The organism is Naasia lichenicola (assembly GCF_004801885.1).
In the GTDB taxonomy this organism is placed as follows: domain Bacteria; phylum Actinomycetota; class Actinomycetes; order Actinomycetales; family Microbacteriaceae; genus Naasia; species Naasia lichenicola.
On record NZ_SSSM01000002.1, the window covers coordinates 107,567 to 126,260 of the forward strand.

The 18,694-nt window shown below is 70.5% G+C and carries 16 protein-coding genes and 1 pseudogene; 6 read left to right on the forward strand and 11 right to left on the reverse strand.

All coding sequences use genetic code 11. The annotated features are described in order from the left end of the window. Positions 1 to 138 precede the first annotated feature (138 nt). The gene (locus E6C64_RS04750) at positions 139 to 2,397 is read left to right on the forward strand and encodes an HAD-IB family phosphatase (protein ID WP_136426495.1); all 2,259 of its coding nucleotides are present in this window, start codon (positions 139 to 141) and stop codon (positions 2,395 to 2,397) included. A gap of 155 nt (positions 2,398 to 2,552) precedes the next feature. Here the strand turns inward: E6C64_RS04750 and E6C64_RS04755 are convergent, their stop codons facing one another. The 4 genes from E6C64_RS04755 to rpsO form a co-directional block, all read right to left on the reverse strand. Further along, a complete protein-coding gene (locus E6C64_RS04755; RefSeq protein WP_233255472.1) occupies positions 2,553 to 3,620 on the reverse strand; it encodes an MsnO8 family LLM class oxidoreductase in 1,068 nt (355 codons plus the stop codon). A gap of 124 nt (positions 3,621 to 3,744) precedes the next feature. Further along, positions 3,745 to 5,178 (reverse strand): MFS transporter, encoded by a 1,434-nt coding sequence (locus E6C64_RS04760; protein ID WP_136426497.1) that lies wholly within the window; start codon positions 5,176 to 5,178, stop codon positions 3,745 to 3,747. A gap of 219 nt (positions 5,179 to 5,397) precedes the next feature. Further along, the gene (locus E6C64_RS04765; RefSeq protein ID WP_158437738.1) at positions 5,398 to 6,237 is read right to left on the reverse strand and encodes an NERD domain-containing protein; all 840 of its coding nucleotides are present in this window, start codon (positions 6,235 to 6,237) and stop codon (positions 5,398 to 5,400) included. Between the two features lie 229 nt (positions 6,238 to 6,466). Next, complete coding sequence (gene rpsO / locus E6C64_RS04770) at positions 6,467 to 6,736, reverse strand: 30S ribosomal protein S15 (RefSeq protein WP_136426499.1); 270 nt, start codon at positions 6,734 to 6,736, stop codon at positions 6,467 to 6,469. A 249-nt stretch (positions 6,737 to 6,985) separates the two neighbouring features. On the opposite strand from rpsO, the pseudogene E6C64_RS19350 reads away from it, so the two are divergent. Then, positions 6,986 to 7,603: pseudogene (locus E6C64_RS19350) on the forward strand (DUF6518 family protein). 81 nt (positions 7,604 to 7,684) lie between these two features. Further along, on the forward strand, positions 7,685 to 8,992 hold the full coding sequence (locus E6C64_RS04785; protein ID WP_233255473.1) for an MFS transporter: 1,308 nt from the start codon (positions 7,685 to 7,687) through the stop codon (positions 8,990 to 8,992). A 106-nt stretch (positions 8,993 to 9,098) separates the two neighbouring features. Here E6C64_RS04785 and E6C64_RS04790 read toward each other — a convergent pair whose 3' ends face one another. After that, positions 9,099 to 9,863 carry a dienelactone hydrolase family protein gene (locus E6C64_RS04790; RefSeq protein ID WP_136426503.1) on the reverse strand — a complete coding sequence of 255 codons (765 nt, stop codon included), beginning with the start codon at positions 9,861 to 9,863 and terminating at the stop codon, positions 9,099 to 9,101. 199 nt (positions 9,864 to 10,062) lie between these two features. Here E6C64_RS04790 and E6C64_RS04795 point away from each other — a divergent pair, with 199 nt between their 5' ends. After that, positions 10,063 to 11,250 (forward strand): MarP family serine protease, encoded by a 1,188-nt coding sequence (locus tag E6C64_RS04795; RefSeq protein WP_136426504.1) that lies wholly within the window; start codon positions 10,063 to 10,065, stop codon positions 11,248 to 11,250. A gap of 90 nt (positions 11,251 to 11,340) precedes the next feature. After that, positions 11,341 to 12,114, forward strand: a complete 774-nt coding sequence (locus tag E6C64_RS04800) for a siderophore-interacting protein (protein WP_136426505.1) — start codon at positions 11,341 to 11,343, stop codon at positions 12,112 to 12,114. An 81-nt stretch (positions 12,115 to 12,195) separates the two neighbouring features. Here the strand turns inward: E6C64_RS04800 and E6C64_RS04805 are convergent, their stop codons facing one another. From E6C64_RS04805 to E6C64_RS04830, 6 genes are all read right to left on the reverse strand, one after another. After that, positions 12,196 to 12,693 (reverse strand): VanZ family protein, encoded by a 498-nt coding sequence (locus E6C64_RS04805; protein ID WP_136426506.1) that lies wholly within the window; start codon positions 12,691 to 12,693, stop codon positions 12,196 to 12,198. Positions 12,694 to 12,878: 185 nt separating this feature from the next. Beyond that, the gene (locus tag E6C64_RS04810) at positions 12,879 to 15,095 is read right to left on the reverse strand and encodes a HelD family protein (protein WP_136426507.1); all 2,217 of its coding nucleotides are present in this window, start codon (positions 15,093 to 15,095) and stop codon (positions 12,879 to 12,881) included. Between the two features lie 66 nt (positions 15,096 to 15,161). Next, positions 15,162 to 15,686: a MarR family winged helix-turn-helix transcriptional regulator gene (locus tag E6C64_RS04815; RefSeq protein ID WP_136426508.1), complete on the reverse strand. Its 525-nt coding sequence runs from the start codon at positions 15,684 to 15,686 to the stop codon at positions 15,162 to 15,164. A gap of 143 nt (positions 15,687 to 15,829) precedes the next feature. Then, positions 15,830 to 16,624 (reverse strand): DUF1353 domain-containing protein, encoded by a 795-nt coding sequence (locus tag E6C64_RS04820; RefSeq protein WP_136426509.1) that lies wholly within the window; start codon positions 16,622 to 16,624, stop codon positions 15,830 to 15,832. Positions 16,625 to 16,627: 3 nt separating this feature from the next. Beyond that, entirely contained in the window at positions 16,628 to 17,083 is a 456-nt protein-coding gene (locus E6C64_RS04825) for a PaaI family thioesterase (RefSeq protein ID WP_136426510.1), read from the reverse strand. Between the two features lie 399 nt (positions 17,084 to 17,482). Further along, positions 17,483 to 17,854: an FKBP-type peptidyl-prolyl cis-trans isomerase gene (locus tag E6C64_RS04830; RefSeq protein ID WP_136426511.1), complete on the reverse strand. Its 372-nt coding sequence runs from the start codon at positions 17,852 to 17,854 to the stop codon at positions 17,483 to 17,485. Positions 17,855 to 17,880: 26 nt separating this feature from the next. Between E6C64_RS04830 and E6C64_RS04835 the strand changes: the two genes are divergently transcribed. After that, positions 17,881 to 18,639 carry a M50 family metallopeptidase gene (locus E6C64_RS04835; RefSeq protein ID WP_199240958.1) on the forward strand — a complete coding sequence of 253 codons (759 nt, stop codon included), beginning with the start codon at positions 17,881 to 17,883 and terminating at the stop codon, positions 18,637 to 18,639. Positions 18,640 to 18,694: the final 55 nt, after the last annotated feature.

Genomic DNA, 18,694 nt, shown 5'->3' on the forward strand with positions numbered 1-18,694 from the left:
GGACACTCCTGTGCGCATGCGTGCCGCCCGCGGCGCGTTCGAGCCCAGGACAGGGAAACGATTGCAGGGCTGGCGTGGGTGCCCCCGACGCATCGGACCGGGCAGCCGCACCATCGACACAGAAGCGAGACTGGAACCATGACGTCCTCACTCGACCTCGGCAACGCGCACGTCTTCCTGACGGGCGGAACCGGATTCGTCGGCCAGGCGGTGCTCGAGCGCCTCCTCTCCGCCCATCCCGGCACACGCGTCAGCATGCTCGTCCGCACCAAGACGGGGCAGTCGAGCGAAGACCGCCTCAAGACCCTGATGCGCAAGCCGGTCTTCAAGACCTGGCGCAACGAGATCGGCGCCGACGCCGTCGCCGAGCAGGTCGCCGCTCGGGTCACCATCGTCGAGGGCGGGCTGACGAGCATCCCCGCGCTGCCGTCCGACATCGACATCGTGATCCACAGCGCATCCACCGTCTCGTTCGATCCGCCCATCCACCAGGCCTTCGACACCAATGTCGGCGGTGCCCTCGGCGTCTACGGTGCACTGCTCGCCAGCGGCTCCGACCCGCATGTCGTGCACGTGTCGACCTGCTACGTGGGAGGCATCCGCAAGGGAGTGCTGCCCGAGGCGAGCCTCGAGCACGAGGTCGACTGGCGCGCCGAGTACGAGGCGGCGAAGGCGGCGCGGGAGCAGGTGGAGATCACCTCCCGCGAGCCCGCGACGCTCGCCGGCTTCATGGCCGACGCACGCGCCAAGCACGGCAAGGAGGGCCCGCAGACGGTGGCGCGGGCCACCGAGGCCGCCCGGGTCGCCTGGGTCACGAAGCAGCTCGTCGATGCAGGCCGCAGCCGTGCGGAGAGCCTCGGCTGGACCGACGTCTACACGCTGACGAAGGCGTTCGCCGAGCGCGCCGCCGAGACGATGTGGGCGCAGGACGGCCGGCGCCTCTCGATCGTGCGCCCGTCGATCATCGAGAGCTCGCTGCAGCACCCCTACCCCGGTTGGATCGACGGCTTCAAGGTCGCCGATCCGCTGATCCTCGCCTTCGGGCGCGGCCAGCTGCCCGACTTCCCGGGCGTCCCGGACAGCGTCCTCGACGTCATCCCGGTCGACTTCGTGGTCAACGCGATGCTCGCGGCCGCCGCCAATCCGCCGGAGCGCACCGGCGTCGCGAACTACTACCAGGTGGCCTCCGGCGCGACCAACCCGCTCCCGTTCCTCAACATGTACGAGAACGTGCGGCAGTACTTCACCGAGCACCCCATGCCGGCTGCCGGCGCCGACGGCGATGTGCCGGTGCCGACCTGGAGGTTCCCCGGCGAGGGACGCATGGAGAAGGCGCTGAGCTCAGCAGAGCGTCGCGCCGACCTCGGCGACCGCCTCATCGATCGCCTGCCCTCCAACCCGCGCACGAGGAAGTGGCAGACCGCCGTCTCCCGGCGCCGCGGAGAGCTCGAGGTGCTGCGCACGCTGTCCGATCTGTACCGCGCCTACGTGAAGACCGAGGTCATCTTCGACGACACCAAGCTGCGCGAGCTCGACGCCAGCCTGCCGGCCGACAAGCGCGACGCCCACGGCTTCGACGTCACCAAGATCGACTGGTCCGACTACCTGCAGAAGGTGCACTTCCCGACGATCACGAAGCTCACGCGGGCGTTCGCCGGGCGCTCGGGCGCCGCGGGCGCGGGCGCCGCCAAGGAGGCGAAGCCGCTCGAGCAGCGCACGGACGTCGTCGCCATCTTCGACCTCGAGGGAACCGTCGTCGACTCCAACATCGTCGAGCAGTACCTCTGGGTGCGCTCGTCGGGATTCGGCAAGGCGGCCTGGCCGAAGGAGGTCGCCGATCTGCTCACCTCGCTCCCCCGCTACCTGGCCGCCGAGCGTCGTGACCGCGGCGAGTTCATCCGCGCCTTCCTCCGCCGGTATGCGGGCATGCCCGCCGAGCGGCTCGAGCGCATCGTGCAGCGCGGCTACAAGGACACCCTGCTCCGGCACACCAGCGAGGCCGCGATCGAGCGGATCAAGGAGCACCGCGCCGCCGGACACCGCACCATCCTGGTGACCGGCTCGATCGGAACCCTCGTCGCTCCCCTCGCCGGCCTGTTCGACGAGGTCGTCGCCAGCGAGATGCACGTGCGCGATGGAGTGCTCACCGGCTACCTCGCCAAGCCGCCGCTGGTCGACGAGGCGCGCGCCGCATGGCTGCGGCAGTACGCCGACCGGAACGGCATCGACCTCTCCGCTTCCTACGGCTACGGCGACAGCCACTCCGACCTCGTCTGGCTCGGCCTGCTCGGCAACGCGAGCGCCGTCAACCCCGACGCGCAGCTCGCCCGCGAGGCCCAGCGCAAGCAGTGGGACATCCACACCTGGAAGGGCGGCGGCCGCACCCGCCTCGACTGAGCGCCGCTCGGCCACCCTTCGTACCGTCGGCCACCTTTCCGCTCGCGGCGGCCACCTTTCCACCCGCGGCGGCACCCTTTTCACGTGACGGCCACCTTTATAAAGGTGACCGTCGCGCCGAAAGGTGGCCGAACGTCGCGAGGTGAGCTCTTCGGCTAGCCGACGAGGGCGGGGGCGAGCAGGCGCTCGGCCAGCAGGCGGACGGTGCTCTCGCGGGCCGGACTGCGATCGATCGGATCGCCCGCGTGGGCGCTTGCTCCGGGCGAGACCATGATCTCGTCGACGTCGAACTGCTCGGCGAGCTCCCGGAGTCGGCGCGCGGCGGCATCCGCCTCGTCGATGATCCACATGCCGCGCATCCGATCGATCATGGCGTCCTGCGCCGCGGTCATCGTGGTGGCAGCCGCCTCCTCGACGGTGGGCAGGGCGTCCATCCGCTCGCCCGTGCGCAGCCGGGCCATCTGCTGCAGCTGCGGCAGGGCGAGCGCGTGCGCCTCCTCGGCCGTGGCCGCGGCGACCACATTCGCGGTGAGCAGGGTCCGCGGCTCGGCGGCATCCTCGGACGGCTGGAACTGCGAGCGGTAGAGGCGCAGCGCCTCGGCGGTTCCCTCGCCCGAGAAGTGGTGGGCGAACACGTACGGCAGTCCGAGCTTGGCCGCCAGGCGGGCCGAGTAGTCGCTCGATCCGAGGAGCCAGACCGTGGGCACTCCGTCGGCGTTCGGTGTGGCGCGAAGCGGATAGGTCTGCCCGCCGCGCAGCGAGAGGGCAGCGCCGTCGGGCGAGAGCAGCTTGATGATGTCGGTGACGTTGTTCGGGAAGGTGTCGACGTCGCTCGTATGCCCCGAGCTCTGCAGCAGGGCGCTGATCACCGGGTCGCTGCCGGGCGCGCGGCCGATCCCGAGATCGATCCGACCGGGCGCGCTGGCCTCGAGTGCGGCGAACTGCTCGGCGATCACGAGCGGGGCGTGGTTCGGCAGCATCACTCCGCCGGAGCCGACTCGGATCCGCGTCGTACGGGCAGCGAGCACGCCGATCAGGACGGGCGGGTTCGTCGATGCGACGGAGGCCATGTTGTGGTGCTCGGCCAGCCAGTAACGGGTGTAGCCGGCGTCGTCCGCCGCGATCGCGAGCGCGGTCGTCGCGGCGACGGCGTCGGCGGATCGCTGCCCCGTCCGCACGGGGATCAGATCGAGGACGGACAGCTTCAATTCGCGTGCACTCACCCTTGAGCCAACCCCGCGCCGCCGCCGCCCATTCCATCCGCCCTCACGATCGCACGATCGAGATGCCACTTTCCGTCCCCATGAGCGCCGGATAGGGACGGAAAGTGGCATCTCGATGTGGAACTCAGGGCAGGGAGGGGCGCGGCTCCGTGCGGGCCGTCGGGATGAAGAGGGCGAGGATCGCGCCGAGCAGGGCAGCGGATCCGCCGAAGACGAAGGCCAGGTTGAAGCCTGCCGCCGTCGGCACCTGGGCCCCGCCCATCGACACCGAGTTGAGCGCGAGGATGCCGCCGACCGCCGCCGAGGCGAAGCTGGTGCCGAGAGAGCGCATGAGGGCGTTCAGCCCGTTCGCGGCGGCCGTCTCCGACTTCGGCACCGCGCGCATGATGAGCGTCGGCATCGCCGCGTAGCCCAGACCGATGCCGATCCCGATGATCACGTTGATCAGCAGCACCTGCCAGATCTGCGTCGCGAAGAAGATCGACATGAGGTAGCTGACCACGAGCAGCAGCGAGCCGGCGACGAGCAGCAGCCGAGGTCCGACCGATCCCATCAGCCGGGCAGCGATCGGCGACATCACCATCATCGCGAGCCCCGAGGGCATCAGGATGAGGCTGGCGACGAGCAGTGACAGCCCGAGTCCGACTCCCGTCGCGAGCGGCAGCTCGAGCAGCTGCGGGAACGCCACGTTCGAGGCGAACAGGGCGAAGCCGAGCATGATGGACGAGAGATTGGTGAGCAGCACCGGGGGTCGGACGGCGACCCGCAGGTCGACGAGCGGACTGTCGTGACGCAGCTCGTACCAGCCCCAGACGCCGAACACGGCGAGCCCGCCTACCCCGAGCAGCAGCACCTGCGGTGACAGCCAGCCCCATTCGTTGCCGCGGGAGACCGCCAGCAGCACGCCGACGAGGCCGACGGTGAGCCCGATCGCGCCGATCCAGTCGAATCTGCCCAGGCTCCGCAGCGTGCTGACCGGCACGAGGGCGAGCACCAGGACGAAGTCGACGCCGCCGAGTCCCGCGGCCATCCAGAACAGCACGTGCCAGTCGAAGTTCTCGCTGACCAGCGCGCTCATCGGCAGCCCGAGCGCTCCGCCGACGCCGAGGGTGGCGCTGACGAGGGCGATGGCGCCGCCGAGCCGGTCCTCGTGCAGCACGTCGCGGAGGATGGAGATGCCGAGCGGGATGACGCCGACGATGGCGCCCTGCAGCACCCGGCCCACGATGAGCAGCCCCACGGAGTGCGAGAGCGCGGCGACGACCGACCCGACCACGAGCACCGCGATGAGCGCGAGCGCGATCCGCCGCTTGCCGTACATGTCGCCGAGTCGGCCGGCGATCGGCGTGACGACCGCCGCGCTGAGCAGCGTGGCGGTGATCACCCAGGCGGTGTCCTCGCGCGAGGCGTTCAGAAGCTCGGGCAGCTCGCTCTGGATCGGCAGGACGATCGTCTGCATGAACGATGCGCTCATCCCTGCGAGCGCGAGCACTGCGACCACGACCCGTGGATTCGGCATGCGGGTCAGCTGACGTCGTTCGGACTGGGGATCGCGCATGGGCTGCCGTTCGGCTGTGGCGGAGCGGAGCAGCGGGCGGGCGGAGATGAAGCCGGGCGCGGGCGCGATCGATCCGACCGGAAGAGTCGGGCGGGCGGCTCCTGGATGGAGGGCCGAGCCGTCGAAGAGTGCTCGCCACGTCGCGAGGGGTCCAGTCTACCGGCGACCCCGGTCGCGGGTCGCCGTGCCTCGGCCCTTACGCCGCCGCGGTGGTGAGGCTCAGACCAGCAGGAAGAACGCCGCGAATGCGCCCATCGCGGCGATGGCGACGACGCCCATGCCGGCGATCTGGATGGCGCGCTGGGTGCCCCGCCACCGCCGGTCGGCCGCAGCCACCTCGGCGCGCAGCCGGTCGAAGCGAGCGGTCACCTGGAGGGTCGCATCGAGTGACTCGGGGCGGGAGTGCCAGGTCGTGTACAGGTCGGCGCCCGCGGCGATGGCCTCGATCTCGTGGGCGGAGAGCACGGTCGGCTGCTCGCGCAGCCAGTCCAGCAGCTGCTCGTCGCGCACGAAGCTCACCTCTCGCGGGGCGGTGCGCACGGTCAGCTTGCGCGGTCCGACGAGCACGACGACAGGGGTGACCGGCACCGCGGCGGAGCGCAGCGAATCGCGCAGGCAGTCGGAGACGCGGCGCGCCTCGGTCTCGGCCTTCTGGACGTAGCCGACCTTCTGGCCGTTGACCAGGACGCTCGGGCCCGCGACCCAGACCTTGGCGCCACGATGGTGCTTGGTGTTCATCGCGAACACGCCGCCGGGGCCGATGAGCAGGTGGTCGATGTCGTTCTCGCCCACGCCGACCGGCACGGAGTGGAAGATCCGCCACTCGGGGCCGAGGGTCAGCAGGAGCTCCGCGACGGCGAGTTCGCCCAGCACACCGGCGTACCAGGTGTGCGCCTTGCGGCTGAGCGGGCGCACGCCGATGAACGAGGCGAGCTGCGAGGGCTGCGCGCCCGCATCGTTGATCTGCAGGCATTCGCGGATGAGGCCGTACGCGGCGGGTCGGTCGCTCAGCCGAGGAGCGGCGATCACATCACCCTGCTCGCGGACAGACCTGACCATGCGCACCCCCATGCGTTCGGAGATGCCAGGCTATTCGGCGCACATGGGACGGGAAGAGTCCCAGTTCGGGGTGCCGACCCCGGCCCGGACAGCACACGGGCCCGCGGAGAGTATGGGCGCAGACGCAGAAGCGGGCCGCCACCCGAAGGTGACGACCCGCTCCGAAGAAGCTCGCGTGGTCCGTGCAGTTCAGCCTCTCGGCCTGCGACGGATCACATCGTGAGTCCGACTAGCGACGCAGTCCGAGTCGCTCGATGAGCGCCCGGTAGCGCGCGATGTCGATGTCCTGCAGGTAGCCCAGCAGGCGCCGACGCTGTCCGACGAGCAGCAGCAGGCCACGACGTGAGTGGTGGTCGTGCTTGTGCTCCTTCAGGTGCTCGGTCAGGTCCTTGATCCGCTTGGTCAGCATTGCGACCTGGACTTCGGGGGAACCGGTGTCACCGGGGTGCGTTGCGTACTCTTCGATGATCGCCTTCTTGACTTCTCCTTCGAGTGCCATATATGGGATCCCCTTCCTGTTGTTGCGCGGCGCACCACCCCTGATGGGCAGGCTCTCTTTATCCGCGGCCGTTCGACGGCGACGTGCCAGCCTACCAGCGATCTCCGGCTGACGGGGCGGCTCGTTCCTGCGGATGACGCGGGTCACTCCACAGGCGGACGCCGACGAGAGGATCGGACTCCTACCGTCGGATCATGAGCCTCCTGCAGACCGCCGACATCGGCGCGCGACCCGCATCGCCCGCCGAGCGTGGCGCACCGCTCGCGCACCGTCCGCGCGGCACTGCCCTCCATCCTCGGCATCTCGGCGGCCGCTCTGCTGCTGGGCGGAGCCACGTCCTATGGCCAGCTGCTGTTACCGCCACCGCTCGCGCCGCTCGCGAACGCCGCGACGCCGTGGGTCGTCTTCACCCTCGTCGCGGTCTGGCTCGTCGACGGATCGCTGATCCGATCCGTTCTCCTCGCTCCCCTGGCCCTGGTGCTGATCAACTCCGGCTAAGGCATCGTCTCCACTGCCCGCGGCTATTCCTACGACCCGCTCGACTGGAACCTCATCGGCCTCGTCGTCGGCCCTGTGCTCGGTCTCGCGGTCTGGGGCATCCGCTCACGGCATTCGGCGCTGGTTGCGCTCGGCAGCGGGGTGGTCGCGGCGGTGCTGGTCGGTGAGTCGCTGCATGCGATGCTCACCATCGGCTATCCCGAGCAGCGTCCGCTCTGGATCGCCGTCGACGCTCTGACTCTCGTGTGGATCGGCTTCCTTGCGGCCCGGAGGGTGCGCTCGGCCGGCTGGATCGCGGTGCAGCTGCTACTCGTCGCCGTGGTCGCCACCGGATCCTTCCTCGTCTACGGCAGCCGCGGTCTCGTCTGACCACGCCGCGGGCGGGTCCCGGCCGGGGCACCCCGGGGTCGCGCGCATCCCGGCGTCCGGGCATAGGGAATGATCGAGCGGGTGCCGCGATCCCGATCCCTCCTGCTGGATGTCACGCCGTTCCGAGAGAGCCCCGCGTTCGCGCGGCTCTGGGTCGGCCAGGCGATCTCCGGCATCGGCGGTCAGATGACGATCGTCGCCGTCGGGCTGCACATCTACGAGCTGACCCGATCCACGCTGGCGGTCTCGCTGGTCGGCATCATCGCCCTGGGGCCGACGGTGATCGCCGGGCTCTACGGCGGCACGCTCGCGGATGCCTTCGACCGCCGCCGCGTCGCATTGATCTCCGGCCTGGTCGCCTGGATCTCGACCGGGACGATCGCGACGCTGGCGTGGTTCGGATCCGAGTCCGTCGGCAGTCTCTACGTGCTGACCGCGATCACCGCCGCAGCTGCGACCGTGCTGGGCACCGCGCAGTTCGCGATCACCCCTCGGCTGCTGCGCAAGGAGCTGCTGCCCGCGGCGTCCGCGCTCGGCGGCATCACGAGCGGCATCTCGATCACCGTCGGCCCGGCGGTCGCCGGCGTGCTGGTCGCGCTGGTCGGCTTCGGCTGGACCTACTCGGTCGATGTCATCCTGTTCGTGGCAGCCTTCGTCGGCATCCTGACCCTTCCCGCCATGCCGCCGCTGGCATCCGTCGCCCGGCCCGGTTTCGCCTCGATCGCGGGAGGCCTCAGATTCCTGCGGATCGCGCCGAACATCCGGATGAACTTCCTCGTCGACATCATCGCGATGGTCTTCGGCACTCCCCGTGTGCTCTTCCCGGCCGCCGGCGCGCTGGTGCTCGGCGGCGGCGCGATCACCGTCGGCGTGCTGACGGCCGCCTACGCGATCGGCGCGCTGATCTGCAGCGTCTTCTCCGGCCGGCTCGGCACGATCCGGATGCACGGCCGGGCGATCGGGATCGCCGTGCAGTTCTACGGCACGTTCATCGCAGGTTTCGGCGCCGTGCTCGCCGTCGTCATGCTCGGCGGTCTCTCCACCGGCCGGCAGACCGATCTCCACGGCGGCCAGCTGCTCGCCATCGGGCTCGCCGCGCTCATGCTGGCCGGCGCAGGCGCCTCGGACAACGTCAGCGCGATCTTCCGCTCGACCATGCTGCAGTCCGCCGTTCCCGACGAGTACCGCGGGCGCCTGCAGGGCGTCTTCGTCGTCGTGGTCACGGGCGGACCGCGGATCGGCGACCTCTATGTGGGCATCGCGGCGACGATCGGCATGCTCTGGGTGCCGCCGATCGTGGGAGGGGTGATCATCGTCGTCCTCGTGGCGATCCTGGTCCGCCGCTCAGCGAGCTTCCGCTCCTACGACGCCCTGAACCCCGTCCCGTAACCCCACTCCGCAGCCGTCGAATTGCCGCATATGGTCCTCACATCAGCGTCATACGAGCCGAATGTGGCAATTCGGCGCTGTCAGGGCTGCGTGAGAGGAGTGGCGTTCAGCGGAGGCGGGCGCCGAGGAAGGCGAGGGTGGTGACCCAGGCGTCCTCTGCCGCGTCCGCCGAGTAGGCGATCGCATTGGTGTCGTTGAAGAACGCGTGTCCGACGCCGCTGTGGACGACCGGCGTGAATTCGACGTCCGCCTCTGAGAGGGCCTCTGTCAGCTCGGGCAGGCCGGAGATGATCCGCTCGTCGTCCGCCCCGTAGATGCCGAGCACGGGCGCGGTGATGTCGGCGAGCGTCGCCGCAGAAGGGGCGGAGCCGTAGAAGGGGATCGCCGCCTTCAGCCGCGTGTCCTCCGCCGCGAGAGCCCAGACGTAGGTGCCGCCGAAGCAGAAGCCGACCGCGCCGATCCGCCCGTCCACGCCGCCCTGCGCGTCGACGTAGTCGACCACCTGCGTGAGCACGCCGACGGCCCATTCCGCGTACTCCGGCGAGTGGGTCCCGCTGAGCGCCTCTCGGAGCAGCGGCTGCGCCTCGTGCCGGACGGCGGGGTCGGGGTCGGACATCCGCGCCGCGAGATCGGCTCCGATGTCGGGAGTCACTCCCGCATTGCTGAGGATGTCGGGGGCGACGACGAGGTAGCCCTCTGCGGCGAGGCGGTCGGCGACATCGCAGATGTGCGGCACGAGGCCCCAGATCTCGTGGATCAGCACCAGCCCGCCGCGAAGCGGGATGCCCTCCTCCGGGTCTGCGCGGTAGGCGTGGATCGGCCCGCCCGTCGTCTCGATCTCGACCCGGCGTCCTCGGCTGTCAGCATCCATTCCGCCATCGTGGCACGACGCCGCTGAACCTCCGGCGAGACCGGCGATGCGCGCGATGTGACGTGACGCGCGAGGGCCGCGCCGCGACACGCGAACGGTCCATTCGCGGGTTTCCCTGCCCTGGATGAGGCACCCTTGATCCTGGTGGGACCGATCCGCGGACGGGTGCGGACCGCCTGTTCAGACTCGAGGGGGGTCGATGGAGCTCACCACGGTCATCCTCGACATCGCGCTCGGCCTGATGCTCGCCGGCTACCTCGTCTACGGCTACCACTCGGGCCTGCTGCGCAGCGGGTTCGCCATCCTCGGCGTCATCGTCGGCGGCATCGCCGCGCTGCTGCTCGTGCCCATCCTCAACACGGTCGTCTCCCAGCCCGTCTGGCGTGTCGTCGCGACGATCGGCATCTCCGTCGGTCTGCTGGCGCTCGGGCACGCGATCGGCGTCACGGTCGGGCACACGGCATCCAAGGTGCTGCTGCGCGGTCCGCTCCAGCTCGTCGACCGTCTGCTGGGCGCCGCCGTGAACCTGGTCGTCGCCGCGCTGGTGACCTTCATGGCCGCGGGCGGCATCGCCTCGCTCGGAGTTCCGCAGCTCAGCCAGCCGATCGGCAACTCGGCCGTGCTCAAGGTCATCGACGGCGCCATCCCCGATCCGCTCGAGCAGATCCTCGCCGAGATCCGCTCGACCGTCACCGCCGACGGCCTTCCGACCATCTCGGGCCTCGCCGCACCGAGCATCCAGCCCACCGTGCCGAGCCTGGACACCGGGACCGACGCGCTCGCGGCGGCCGCGCGCTCCGTCGTCCGGATCAGCGGCAACGCGTTCGCCTGCGGTCAGAGCCAGACCGGCAGCGGATTCTTCATCGCTCCGGGTCGGGTCGTCACCAACGCCCACGTCGTATCCGGCGTCGAGGAGCCGGTCGTCGAGACCCCGAACGACGGCACCGAGGCCGGCCGGGTGGTCTACTTCGACCCGGAGCACGACCTCGCGATCATCGCCGTCGACGGGCTGGCCACTCCCGCGCTGGAGATCGGCGCGGAGCTCGCGCCCGGCGACTCTGCCGTGTTCGACGGCTATCCCCTCGGCGGTCCGTTCAGCTCCGGCGGAGCGAGCGTGATCTCGGTCGACGAGCTGCAGGTGCAGAACATCTACGACACCGGCACCGGTGAGCGCGAGGTGTACACCCTCGCCGCGAACGTGCAGCAGGGCAACTCCGGTGGCCCGCTGCTCAGCACCGCCGGCGAGGTGACGGGCATCGTCTTCGCCAAGAGCGCGGACACCGCCAACATCGGCTACGCCATGACGGTCGACGAGATCGCCACCGTCCTGGTCGGCGCAGCCTCGTACTCCGACGCCGTCTCGTCCGGGAGCTGCACCACCGACTGACCTGGCTCGAGCCGGCAGCGCGCCGTGCGCCGGCGGTCGTCAGGCACCGCTCGCGACGGGGGACCGGGCATCTCGCGACAGAATGGTCGGGTGACCGCACTCCCCCTCAGCACCTCACGGACCCGCGAGGTCGTCCGCCACGACCTCAAGCTCCGCTCGCTCACCGTGACGGCGGTGCAGCGGCTGACCGAGCATCTGACCCGCGTGACGCTGGCGGGCGACGATCTGGCCGACTTCTCGAGCGTCGGCCCCGAGGACCACGTCAAGATCCTCTTCCCTGCGCCTCCCGGTGAGCGGATCGCCCGCGATTACACCCCTGCGGTGCATCGAGCGGACACCGGCGAGCTCGACCTCGACTTCGTGCTACACGGCGACTCCGGGCCCGCCAGCGCGTGGGCCTCGGGCGCGCAGGTCGGAGACACCCTGAACATCGGCGGACCGCGCGGATCGCGACTGGCCCCGAACGGCTACCGCAGGATCGTGCTGCTCGCCGACGAGTCGGCTGTGCCCGCTCTCTCGCGCTGGATCGTGGCCACCCGCGATGTCTCCGAGGTCATCGCGTTCGTCCAGTCGGATGACCCCGCGATCCTCGACTACCCGTTCCCGAACGGCGACCGCGTGGCGGTCACCGCCATCGGCGTCGGGTCGGAGGCTGCGCTCGTCGCACTCGGCGGGCTGCACCTCGACGAGGACACCTACATCTGGGCGGCCGGCGAGGCGACGGCACTGATCCCGGTCCGCCGTCACCTGCGTCGCGAGCTGGGCCTGGCAGCGTCCCAGGTCAAGGTCGACGGCTACTGGAAGTTCGGCACCGCAGAGCTCGACCACCACGCCCCGCTCGATCCCGACGACCCCGAGGATTGAGCGCGGCCGGTCACGCGACCAGTGGCGACGGGCGATAAACCCGCGGACCCGCGGCGGCGAGGGCTGCGGCAGGCGGCGGGATCACCAGCGCTGGTAGGCGGGCTGCCTGTCCGACGCGCGGACCGAGGCGTTGCGGCGTGCGGTCGCCTCGCGGCGGAGCTGCCGGGCCTTGCCCGCGGTGAGGATCAGCACCACGACCGCTCCGACAATGGCGCCGGTGCTGTTCGAGACGATGTCGCGCACGTCCGCGACGCGGGTGGTGAAGAAGAGCAGCTGAGCGAGCTCGATCGCGCAGGACAGAGCGACGCTGAGGAGCATCGCGAGCCACCAGCGCGCGCGGCCGAAGAGCAGGACGAAGAACATGCCGATCGGCGCGAACATCGCGATGTTGGCGGCGAACTCCACGTCGGAGTAGTCGAGCCAGCGAGCGCCGGGGAACTCGTCCAGTGCACGCAGCACCCGCCAGACGACACCGTCGGTGCCATCGCCGAAGGGCAGCGACGGCGAGAGGGTGAGCCATCCGACGAACCCCAGATAGAGGACCGTCACGATCGAGAGCAGCGGGTGGCGGCGGAACATCGCTCAATTTTGCACCGCGGTCCTGAGGAGGAGCCTCACGAATCCCCAGAGCCTCCGATCTGGGGCACGGACCGCCGAGGCGCCCCCGGATCCGCTGCTGGTCACCTACGTTCCGGCCCGATACCTACGAAATTACGTAGGTATTCAGCCGGAACGTAGGAACTGACGCGGCGCAAGGGCGGGGGTCAGAACATGTCCGCGGTACGGGTGATCATCGTGAGGCGCTGGGTGGCGCGGGTCAGTGCGACGTAGAGGGAGCTCACACCGCGCGGCTCCGCCCCGATGATCCCGTCAGGATCGACGACGACGACCGAGTCGAACTCGAGCCCCTTCGACGTCCGCGGCCCCATCACCGTGATGGCGGCCTGGAGGCCGTCCACACCCAGTCCGACCAGGGGTCCGAAGCGCGCCGACAATGCGCGGTGCAGCTCGGGCACGTCGGCGTCCGGGGCGATGACGGCGAGAGTGCCCGCCGTGCTGATGGCGCGGTCCGCCTCCACCGCGTCGACGAGCGCCTGCGCCACGACGGGAGCCGCTGCGACGATCCGCACCGGCGCCCACTCGGATTCCCGCACCGAGCGCGAGCGGGTGATCCGCAGCCCGTGCTCCTCGGCGATCCGCTCGGCGAGCTCTGCGATCTGCGCGGGCGTGCGGTAGTTGACCGTCAGCTCTTCGAGCCGGAAGTCGTCGGTGAGCGCCCGGATGGCCTCGCCCCAGGTGCCGGCGGCCGACGACGAGCTGGCCTGGGCGATGTCGCCCACGATGGTGAAGGAGCGGAGAGGGGCGCGACGGCGGAGCAGCCGCCACTGCATCGGGGTGAGCTCCTGCGCCTCGTCGACGACGATGTGTCCGTAGGTCCAGCTGCGATCCGTCGCGGCGCGCTCTGCAGCCGTCAGACGAGGACCGGATTCGGCGAAGCCGTCGGCGAGCGCCTCTGCGCTCACCATGCCCTCGACGTCCATGTTCGCGATCGCCTGCTCGGCGTTCTCGATGTCGCGCTTGCGCTGTCGCCGGGCCTCCTTCTCGGACGCGTCGGTCTGAGTGGGGGCCTCGCCGAGCAGCTCGGCGGCCTCGTCGAGCAGCGGCACGTCGGAGACGGTGAACTCCGCGTCGCGATCGCGCTCGAGCAGCGCCCGGCGCTCCGCCGGCCACGAGGGCGTCAGCGTCGCGAGCCACTGCGGCCGCGCGTAGAGGTCCCGGAGGAGCTTCTCAGGGGTGAGCGGCAGCCAGGCGGTGTTGAGCAGCACCCGCACGTCATGGCTCGAGCGGAGGTCCTCGCGCAGCATCCGCACGTCGTCGGAGTCGATGGTGTCTCCGCCCTCGCGGAGCTGGTCGACGAGCTGATTGGTCAGGGCGGCGAGAGCGGACGAGACGAACGTGTTCCGAGCCTCGTTGTGCGGCTTGCGGCTGTCCTGCGCCTTCTGGATCGCACGCTGGATCAGACCCGGGTGCACCTCGAGACGCTCGTTGTCGATCCAGACGGACTGCGGCTCGGCCGGCGCGACCTGGCGGGAGGCGACCGCACGCCGAAGCAGGTCGGTCATCCGCGCCGATCCCTTGACCGCCGCGGTCTCAGGGGCGTCGTCCGCCCGCGCATCGACTCCTGGATAGAGCCCGCCGACGCTCGAGAGCACGACCCCCGTCTCGCCGAGGGACGGAAGGACCTGCTCGATGTACTGCAGGAAGCTGCGGGAGGGCCCGACCACGAGCAGACCGGACGAGGCGAGCCGTTCGCGGAAGGTGTAGAGCAGGTACGCGGCACGATGCAGGGCAACCGCCGTCTTGCCGGTGCCCGGCCCGCCCTGGACGACCATCACCCCGCGCAGATCGCTGCGGATGATCCGGTCCTGCTCCGCCTGGATGGTGCCGACGATGTCCTGCATCCGGCCGGTGCGCTGCGCGGTGAGGGCGGCCATCAGGGCGCTCTCGCCGGTGAGCGGCCTGTCGTCGAGGCCGGTGGCGTCGAGAACCTCGTCCTCGATCCGGGTGATCGAGCGGCCCTGGGTGCTGAGGTGGCGACGGGCGCGGATGCCGAGTGGGTGCGCCGCGGTGGCCTGGTAGAACGCGCTCGCCTGCGGAACCCGCCAGTCGAGCAGCAGCGGCTGCAGGTCCGCATCGCGCAGCCCGATCCGGCCGATGTAGCGCAGGTCGCCCTCGGTGGTCTCGAGCCGGCCGAAGGCGAGGCGGTCGTTGACCTCGCGCAGCTGTGCGATCCGGTCCTCGTAGATCCGGGCCATGGCGTCGCGCTCGGAACGGGCCTGGTGGGTGCCGCCGGCTGTGCCCATCCGCACCTTCTCGAGCTCCCGCTGCGCCTCCGCCTTCACCGCGTCGAGGCGCCCGTAGAGGAGGAACAGGTAGTCCTGCTCGCGGTCGAGCTCGGAGGCGGAGGTGGGCTCAGACATGGGGCGAAAAGTCTACAGCGCCTGCAAAGACGTCAGGTCGCCGACGGTCTCGGCCGGGAGAAGCGGTCAGGAGGCGATGCGGGCGGGCGCGTCCGTGACGCTCTCGCCGAGGATCTCATCGGCCCGCTCGCAGGCGGTGGGGTTGACCGCGTCGATGATCCGCTCGGACGCCGCTCCGATGGTCGACTTCTCGTCGAGGTCGAGCACCCCGAAGAACCGCCGCCGCAGCTCGTCGTCGTGGCCGAGGGAGGCCGTCAGCACGGCGGCGGTGCCCGCTGCCGTCAGGGCGACCCACGTGCCTCGGAGGTCCGTCGGACAGTCCTTGCGCTCGACGAGGCCGCGAGCCTCCATGCGGGTGACCTGGTGCGAGACGCGGCTCTTCTCCCAGCCCAGCAGCTCGGTCAGCTCGCGTGCGCGGAGCTGCTTGTCCTGCGAGGCCTGCAGGGTGGTGAGGATCTCGAAGTCCGCTCCGGATACCCCGGCGTCGCCCTGCAGCCGCTGCTCGAGGGCGCGGTCCAGCTGGCGGCGCATCATCAGGAAGCTGCGCCAGACCTGTCGGTCCGCGTCGCTGATGGGCTGGCTGTCCGACATGGCAGACCTCCTCAGGCCCTCAGATTAGCGATGGGCCGCGTCGCACCTCCAGGGCGCGCGCGACGATTCCCCGATGACAACGCTCTTTCGCGTCCTGTCATTCCCCGAGGCGCAGGATCGAGACCGGAACCGCGGATCGAACCTCAGTCGCCGGCGGCGCGCACGCGGTTGCGGGCTCGCACCTTGACGGGGCGGGTGAGTCCCACGGGTCCTCGTCGGGGCGCTGGGCCCTTGCGCCCGCCGAGGGCCCAACCGGCGACCTCCAGACCGGCCAGCGCGAACTGGCCGACGATCGCGACGACGGCGATCGGCAGGAAGAGGATCCCGAGGTGGGTGAGGATCTCGATCGGCGCCGCGTCCCGCCGCCACGGCAGGGCGAGCAGGGCGGGCGCCGCGACCAGCGTCGCGAGCATGAGCGGCAGGTCGCCGAGCCCGAGCAGTGCGGCGATCCCCAGATAGATCGCGCCGACGCCGAGCACGATCTGCACCGCCATGGCGATCGCCTGCCAGCGCCGGGGACCCCAGAACCGCTCGATCGAGACGGCGGACCAGAGGATCGCGGAGCGCACCGCGCTGGAGTTCCCCTCGCGCAGCGAGACCCGGAAGACACGGTCCGCCTCTCGGCGCCGCTCGATCCACAGCCGCCGATCGGGATCGAGGCATTCCCACCAGAGCTGATCGTGCATCAGCGCCGAGGCGGTGTGCCGGCCGTGATTGGAGATCAGACCCCAGAGGAACGGCGGGATCGAGGCGAGATCCGACGCGTTCGCACCCTTGGCCGGCTGCGACTCGTCATGGGCGCGGATGACGATCCGCTCCTCCTCGGGCCGACCTGGCTCGAGGTAGCTGAACGGCTCGAGGAGCTGGAACGTGCCGGGAGCTCGTTGGGACAGGTGGATGCGATCGAGGCGGCCGCCGTCCATCCGTGCGAAGGGCATGGCTCAGCGTTCGATGATCAGCAGCGTCGACGAGGCGGTGGCGAGCAGACGACCGGTTGCGTCCGTCAGCTTCGCCTCCGCGAAGGCCACCCGGCGTCCGCGGTTGACGACGACCGCCTCGGCGCGCACCGGTCCGGTGTCCTTCGTCATCCCTCGGACGTAGCTGATCTTCAGCTCGACCGTCGTGTACGCCTCGGCCGCGGAGAGCGTCGAGTGCACGGCGCAGCCGCAGGCCGAGTCGAGGAGCGACGCCGCATATCCCCCGTGCACGGATCCGATGGGGTTGTAGGCGTGCTCCCCCGGGGTGCCCTCGAAGACCGCGCGACCCGTGTCGATCTCGGTGAGGGTGAACTGCAGCGATGTGCCGATGCCGGGCATGCGGCCTGCCGCGAGCAGTGCCTGCAGCTGCTCGAGCCCGGTGGCGCCCGGGGCGACCTCGTCGGCGAGCCCGCCGCTCATCCGTCCACCCGCGTCGCGCCCGTGACATCCATCCCTCGACCCTACCCAGGGATCGAACTGCCCAGTTCTGCCGCTCGACAGGCGTTCCAGGCGGCACAACTGGGCAACTCACGGAGATCGGGCGGGGGCTGAAGGGGGCGCAGAACTGGGGCACTTCTGACCCCTTGCACCCGGCCTCGGAAAGGCGCATTCTGGAGGCCTAAAGAACTCGTCAGTCCGGTCGAGTCGGAGGCAGCGCCCCGCCATCGGACAGGCGAGTTTTTTGGTTCTCTCCCGAAGGAGACGTCCGAAAGGGCCGCCGCAGAAGCTGGCCCGGACAGACGAAGCGGCGGGTGCCGTCAGACACCCGCCGCCATCTTGATCCACGCGGATCAGCTGATGCGATTCAGCTCGTGCGGATCAGCTGACGCCGAGCAGGTCGATCACGAACACCAGGGTCTTGCCGCTGAGGCGGTGTCCGCCGCCTGCCGGTCCGTAGGCCAGGTCGGGCGGGCAGATCAGCTCGCGTCGTCCGCCGACCTTCATGCCGGGGATGCCCTGCTGCCAGCCTGCGATGAGGCTGCGGAGCGGGAAGTTGATGGACTGGCCGCGGCTCCAGGAGGAGTCGAACTCCTCGCCGGTGTCGTACTCGACGCCGAGGTAGTGCACCTGCACGGTCGCGCCGGGCGCGGCCTCTGCACCATCGCCCGTGACGATGTCCTTGATCACCAGCTCGGTCGGGGCGGGTCCCTCGGGCGCGTCGACTTCTGGCTTCGAATTGAGATCGGTCATGCCGTCAGTCAAGCGAGAATGGCGACGTGGAGCAACTCGGAACGGCCGTCGCCGAGCTGTTCGGGCGGATCGCGGCCGTGCAGCCGCCGCTCGAGCTCGGCACGCTGGCCGTGACCGTGGCGATCGCCGTGCTCTGCGTGCTGCTCGGTCCGATCTGGCGGGTGGCGCGGCACGGCGTGACGATCATCCACGAGGCGGGGCACGGCCTCGGCGCCACGCTGACCGGTCGCCGCCTGGCGGGCATCCGGCTGCACTCGGACACCTCGGGCGTCACCGTCAGCGTCGGGAGGCCCCGCGGCTTCGGGATGGGCGTCACCCTGATCGGCGGCTACACGGCACCCGCCCTGGTCGGCCTGGGCGCCGCCTGGCTCATCGGGATCGGCCACGCCGTCGGCCTGCTCTGGGCCCTGCTCGGCATGCTCCTGCTCGTCCTCGTTCAGATCCGCAACTGGTTCGGACTCTGGACCGTGCTGCTGGCGGGCTTCGGCGTCTTCGCGCTCACCTGGTGGCTGCCCTCCCCCTGGCAGAGCATCGCGGCGACCGCGGTCAGCGCCTTCCTGCTCGTCGCCGCAGTGCGCACGGTGTTCGAGCTGCAGGGGGCCCGACGCCGAGAGCGCTCCGGGGACACCGACGCCGACCAGCTGGGCCGGATCTCGAGCACCCCGCCGATCCTCTGGGTCGGGGTCTTCCTCGTCATCGCCCTCGGCGCGGCTCTTGTGGGCGGCGCCCTGCTGCTGCGGCTCCCCCTGTCGGTCGCCCTGCCCGAGCTGCCCCCGCTGCCCTGATGAGACGGCAGAGCGCCGAACGCGGGGCTCGCGCGGTCTGGAACACCGAGCGCGG

Excerpts from the sequence above, each read along its gene's own strand:
- E6C64_RS04750 (WP_136426495.1), top strand. The coding sequence starts at position 139 with ATGACGTCCTCACTCGACCTCGGCAACGCGCACGTCTTCCTGACGGGC.
- E6C64_RS04765 (WP_158437738.1), bottom strand. The coding sequence starts at position 6,237 with ATGGTCAGGTCTGTCCGCGAGCAGGGTGATGTGATCGCCGCTCCTCGG.
- E6C64_RS04820 (WP_136426509.1), bottom strand. The coding sequence starts at position 16,624 with ATGCCCTTCGCACGGATGGACGGCGGCCGCCTCGATCGCATCCACCTG.
- E6C64_RS04810 (WP_136426507.1), bottom strand. The coding sequence starts at position 15,095 with ATGTCTGAGCCCACCTCCGCCTCCGAGCTCGACCGCGAGCAGGACTAC.
- E6C64_RS04815 (WP_136426508.1), bottom strand. The coding sequence starts at position 15,686 with ATGTCGGACAGCCAGCCCATCAGCGACGCGGACCGACAGGTCTGGCGC.
- E6C64_RS04795 (WP_136426504.1), top strand. The coding sequence starts at position 10,063 with ATGGAGCTCACCACGGTCATCCTCGACATCGCGCTCGGCCTGATGCTC.
- E6C64_RS04805 (WP_136426506.1), bottom strand. The coding sequence starts at position 12,693 with ATGTTCCGCCGCCACCCGCTGCTCTCGATCGTGACGGTCCTCTATCTG.
- E6C64_RS04825 (WP_136426510.1), bottom strand. The coding sequence starts at position 17,083 with ATGAGCGGCGGGCTCGCCGACGAGGTCGCCCCGGGCGCCACCGGGCTC.
- E6C64_RS04830 (WP_136426511.1), bottom strand. The coding sequence starts at position 17,854 with ATGACCGATCTCAATTCGAAGCCAGAAGTCGACGCGCCCGAGGGACCC.
- E6C64_RS04760 (WP_136426497.1), bottom strand. The coding sequence starts at position 5,178 with ATGCGCGATCCCCAGTCCGAACGACGTCAGCTGACCCGCATGCCGAAT.
- rpsO (WP_136426499.1), bottom strand. The coding sequence starts at position 6,736 with ATGGCACTCGAAGGAGAAGTCAAGAAGGCGATCATCGAAGAGTACGCA.
- E6C64_RS04790 (WP_136426503.1), bottom strand. The coding sequence starts at position 9,863 with ATGGATGCTGACAGCCGAGGACGCCGGGTCGAGATCGAGACGACGGGC.